6 protein-coding genes and 1 tRNA gene are annotated in these 4,591 nt (G+C 64.1%); 5 read left to right on the top strand and 2 right to left on the bottom strand.

Annotated features, from left to right (window positions below; all coding sequences use genetic code 11):
- The first annotated feature begins 12 nt into the window (after nt 1–12).
- From AC2VON_RS15840 to rplA, 5 genes are all read left to right on the top strand, one after another.
- Nucleotides 13–85: transfer RNA gene (locus AC2VON_RS15840), tRNA-Trp, on the top strand.
- A gap of 134 nt (nt 86–219) precedes the next feature.
- Nucleotides 220–714 (top strand): preprotein translocase subunit SecE, encoded by a 495-nt coding sequence (secE, locus tag AC2VON_RS15845; RefSeq protein ID WP_486953810.1) that lies wholly within the window; start codon nt 220–222, stop codon nt 712–714.
- Nucleotides 715–757: 43 nt separating this feature from the next.
- Entirely contained in the window at nt 758–1,468 is a 711-nt protein-coding gene (gene nusG, locus AC2VON_RS15850; protein WP_486953811.1) for a transcription termination/antitermination protein NusG, read from the top strand.
- 71 nt (nt 1,469–1,539) lie between these two features.
- Entirely contained in the window at nt 1,540–1,968 is a 429-nt protein-coding gene (gene rplK / locus AC2VON_RS15855) for a 50S ribosomal protein L11 (RefSeq protein ID WP_486953812.1), read from the top strand.
- A gap of 98 nt (nt 1,969–2,066) precedes the next feature.
- Nucleotides 2,067–2,774, top strand: a complete 708-nt coding sequence (rplA, locus tag AC2VON_RS15860) for a 50S ribosomal protein L1 (RefSeq protein WP_486953813.1) — start codon at nt 2,067–2,069, stop codon at nt 2,772–2,774.
- Between the two features lie 5 nt (nt 2,775–2,779).
- Here rplA and AC2VON_RS15865 read toward each other — a convergent pair whose 3' ends face one another.
- Together AC2VON_RS15865 and AC2VON_RS15870 are read right to left on the bottom strand one after the other, a co-directional pair.
- Nucleotides 2,780–3,700: a cyclopropane mycolic acid synthase family methyltransferase gene (locus AC2VON_RS15865; RefSeq protein WP_486953814.1), complete on the bottom strand. Its 921-nt coding sequence runs from the start codon at nt 3,698–3,700 to the stop codon at nt 2,780–2,782.
- 90 nt (nt 3,701–3,790) lie between these two features.
- On the bottom strand, nt 3,791–4,591 hold an 801-nt coding region (locus AC2VON_RS15870; RefSeq protein WP_486953815.1), incomplete at its 5' end, for a cyclopropane mycolic acid synthase family methyltransferase.

Here is a 4,591-nt window from a genome sequence, read left to right on the forward strand (position 1 = left end):
TGCCGACCGCGAAGGGGCGTAGCTCAACTGGCAGAGCAGCGGTCTCCAAAACCGCAGGTTGCAGGTTCAAGTCCTGTCGCCCCTGCAGACGACGGAATCGTCCGGCGACGATGCGGGCTCCGATGACCCGAGGAGGAACCGGACAATGAGGACGTGTCATGGTGGACACTGGACGATGAACGGTGAGCGCGTCAGGCAAGAAGAGCAAAGGAGCATGCGGTGAGCGACCAGCGTGACCAGCCCGGCGCCGCAGGTGACGGCGGCGAAGTCGACGGCAGCACCGGACTCGGCCACACGACCCTGGCAACGAGGCCGGCGATGCGGCCGCAACGCCCTACCGGCAAGCGGTCCCGGCAGCGCAGCGCGACCGTCGACGAGAACGGCGGCGGCGTCGACGTGGTCTCCACCGCGACTGAACTCTCCGGGAGCAGCCTGGACACCGAAACCAAGAAGAGCAAGACGACGAAGAAGACCGGGAAAAAGGCCCGCTGGGGCCGGTGGCCGTCTCGCAACCCGATCGTCGACGTCGTCGCCTATGTCTACAACTACCTGAAGCAGGTCACCGCCGAGCTGCGCAAGGTGATCTGGCCCAACCGCAAGCAGATGACCACCTACACCTCGGTGGTGCTGGCGTTCCTGGTCTTCATGGTGACGTTGATCGCCGGAGCGGATTACGGCTTCGCCAAGCTGGTGTTGCTGGTGTTCGGCGAATGAGACGGGCCAATCTGACCATGCCGACCAGAAAGGACGGACAACCGTGACTACCTTCGACGCTGATGCGCCCGTGGGCGACGCGGTCGACCTGGCCGAAAACCCTGAGACAACCCCGGAGACGGCCGAGGAGCCCGACCCCGCGGCGGCGCTGAAAGCGGAGTTACGCACCAAGCCCGGTGATTGGTATGTCATCCACTCCTACGCCGGCTACGAGAACAAGGTGAAGGCCAACCTCGAGACCCGTGTGCAGAACCTCGATGTCGGCGACTTCATCTTCCAGGTGGAGGTACCCACCGAAGAGGTCACCGAGATCAAGAACGGCCAGCGTAAGCAGGTCAACCGCAAGGTGCTCCCGGGCTACATCTTGGTGCGGATGGAGCTGACCGACGACTCCTGGTCGGCGGTGCGTAACACGCCGGGAGTCACCGGGTTCGTCGGCGCCACGTCGCGGCCGTCGGCACTTTCGCTCGACGAGGTGGTGAAATTCCTGCTGCCCCGGGGCGCGGTCAAGAAATCGGGCAAAGGTGCGGCCAGCACCGCGGCCGCCGCCGCCGAAGGTGGACTGGAGCGGCCGACCATCGAGGTCGACTACGAGGTGGGCGAGTCGGTCACCGTCATGGACGGCCCGTTCGCGACGTTGCCCGCCTCGATCAGCGAGGTCAACGCCGAGCAACAGAAACTCAAGGTGCTGGTGTCCATCTTCGGCCGCGAGACACCGGTTGAATTGACCTTTAACCAGGTCTCCAAGATCTAGAAGCAACTTCGGCGTGAAAATCGTCGCCCAGCGACGAAAAGTGCGCCGAAATCAGAAAGGAAAGACATCACATGGCCCCGAAAAAGAAGGTCGCCGGGCTGATCAAACTGCAGATCGAGGCAGGGCAGGCCAACCCTGCGCCGCCGGTCGGGCCTGCGCTGGGCCAGCACGGCGTCAACATCATGGAGTTCTGCAAGGCGTATAACGCCGCGACCGAAAACCAGCGCGGCAACGTCATCCCGGTGGAGATCACCGTCTACGAGGACCGCAGCTTCACCTTCGCGCTCAAGACCCCGCCCGCGGCCAAGCTGTTGCTCAAGGCCGCCGGCGTGGCGAAAGGCTCCGCCGAGCCGCACCGGGACAAGGTCGCCCAGGTCAGCTGGGACCAGGTCCGCGAGATCGCCGAGACCAAGAAGGCCGACCTCAACGCCAACGACATCGACGCTGCCGCCAAGATCATCGCGGGCACCGCCCGATCGATGGGCATCACCGTGTCATAGCTGGCATAGCCGGGCCTAGCGAGCATAGCCCCGGGTATGTGGGAGGGCCAGCTTCGGTCCGCCAACCACGACTCCAACGCAACAGATTGGATATTTCAATGAGCAAGAACAGCAAGGCATATCGCGCCGCCGCCGAGAAGGTGGATCGCGCCAGTCTCTACACGCCACTGCAGGCGGCCAAACTCGCCAAGGAGACGTCGTCGACCAAGCAGGACGCCACCGTCGAGGTGGCCGTCCGGCTGGGTGTCGATCCGCGCAAAGCCGATCAGATGGTCCGCGGCACCGTCAATCTGCCGCACGGCACCGGCAAGACCGCCCGGGTCGCGGTGTTCGCGGTCGGGGAGAAGGCCGATGCTGCCGTTGCCGCGGGAGCTGATGTGGTCGGCAGCGACGACCTGATCGAGAAGATCCAGGGCGGCTTCCTCGATTTCGATGCCGCGATCGCCACCCCGGACCAGATGGCCAAGGTCGGCCGGATCGCCCGGGTGCTGGGCCCGCGCGGGCTGATGCCCAACCCCAAGACCGGCACCGTCACGCCCGACGTGGCCAAGGCGGTCTCCGACATCAAGGGCGGCAAGATCAACTTCCGGGTGGACAAGCAGGCCAACCTGCACTTCGTCATCGGCAAGGCGTCGTTCGACGAGAAGAACCTGGCGGAGAACTACGGCGCCGCGCTCGACGAAGTGCTGCGGCTCAAGCCGTCGTCATCGAAGGGCCGCTACCTGAAGAAGGTCACCATCTCGACCACCACCGGCCCGGGCATCCCGGTCGACCCGTCGATCACCCGCGACTTCGCCGCGGACTGATCAGCTCAGGCGGCGGGTTTGCAGTAGCTGACCAGGCTGACGTCGAGGCTTTCGTCGCTGAAGTAGTAGTGGCAGCCTCGCAGGTACTTCATGTAGCGGTCGTAGACCTCTTCCGAGGCGATCTCGACGGCATCGGCCCGATGGGCCTGCAGCGCGTCGCCCCAGATCTTCAGGGTCTTGATGTAGTGCGGCCGCAGCGACAGAACTTCCGGCACGACGAAGCCGGCCTTTTCGCCGTGCTCCACCATCATCTCGGTGGTGGGCAGCCGCCCGCCCGGGAAGATCTCGGTGAGCATGAACTTGATGAACCGCGCGGTTTCGAAGGACAGCTTCTTGCCGCGGGCGTGCAGATCGTAGGGATGGTAGCTGACACTGCTCTGAATGGTCATCCGGCCGTCGTCGGGCAGGATGCCGAAACAGTTCTTGAAGAAGTCGTCGTAGTTTTCGAAGCCGAAGTGTTCGAAGGCCTCGATCGAGACGATCCGGTCGACGGGTTCGTGGAATTCTTCCCAGCCGTGCAGCAACACCCGGTGCGAGCGGTTGGTGTCGATCGCGCTCAGCAGCTGTCTTGAGTAGGTGTGCTGGTTCTTCGACAGCGTCAGACCCACGACGTTGACGTCGTAGCGCTCGATGGCGCGTTTCATCGTGGCGCCCCAGCCGCAGCCGATGTCGAGCAGCGTCATCCCGGGCCGCAGATCCAGCTTGTCCAGGTTCAGGTCGACCTTGGTCAGCTGGGCTTCTTCCAGTGTCAGGTCCGGCGGTTCGAAGTAGGCGCAGCTGTAGGTGCGGCTCGGGTCCTGAAACAGGGCGAAGAAGTCATCAGAGAGGTCGTAATGGGCCTGGATGTCCTCGAAGTGCGGCCGAATCCTCGGGGCACGCGTCATTTTCTCCACCATCTGGGCCTGTTCGCCTTCCTGATCAAACATTCCTGTGGCCACCGACAGCAGCTGCTGGCAGTTCGCGCCCGCCGACTGTTACAGCATACCGGCCAGCTCGTCAGACCTCAGCCACCTCGCCTACTTCACAAGGGTGAACTGGTTGACGTCGATGTAGCCGACCCGGAAGCCGTTCGCGCAACCGGTCAGGTAGCGCATGTAGCGGTCGTAGACCTCTTCGGACTGGATCGCGATGGCCTCGTCTCTGCGCGCTTCCAGTGCCGCCGCCCACAGGTCGAGGGTCCTGGGGTAATGCGGCTGCAGCGACTGCCGACGGGTCAGCGCGAAGCCCGCCTGAGACGAACGGTCCTCCACCATCTCGATCGACGGCAGCCGGCCGCCCGGGAAGATCTCGGTGATGATGAACTTCATGAAGCGGGCCAACTCGAACGTCAACGGCATGCCGCGTTCCACCATCTGCCGCCCGGTCAACCCGGTGATGGTGTGCAACAGCAGCACCCCGTCGTCGGGCAGGGCGTCGTAGGCCATGGTGAAGAAATCGTCGTAGCGATCGTGGCCGAAGTGCTCGAACGCACCGATGGACACGATCCGGTCCACCGGCTCGTCGAACTCCTCCCACCCGGCCAGCAGCACCCGTCGGGTGTGGGGGCTGTCCATCGCGACGAACGAGTTCTGCACGTGGACGGCCTGGTTTTTGCTCAGCGTCAGCCCGATGACGTTGACGTCGTATTTCTCGATGGCGCGCCGCATGGTGGCCCCCCAGCCGCAGCCGATGTCGAGCAGCGTCATACCCGGTTGCAGGCCCAGCTTGCCCAGCGCCAGGTCGATCTTGGCGATCTGCGCCTGCTCCAGCGTCATGTCGTCGCGTTCGAAGTAGGCGCAGCTGTAGGTCTGGGTGGGGTCCAGGAAGAGCCGGAAGAA

This window comes from Mycobacterium sp. TH-M82, from assembly GCF_057473605.1.

What these genes read in the sequence shown, in the direction of transcription:
- rplK (WP_486953812.1), top strand. Translation starts at nt 1,540, where the DNA reads ATGGCCCCGAAAAAGAAGGTCGCCGGGCTGATCAAACTGCAGATCGAG.
- rplA (WP_486953813.1), top strand. Translation starts at nt 2,067, where the DNA reads ATGAGCAAGAACAGCAAGGCATATCGCGCCGCCGCCGAGAAGGTGGAT.
- AC2VON_RS15865 (WP_486953814.1), bottom strand. Translation starts at nt 3,700, where the DNA reads ATGTTTGATCAGGAAGGCGAACAGGCCCAGATGGTGGAGAAAATGACG.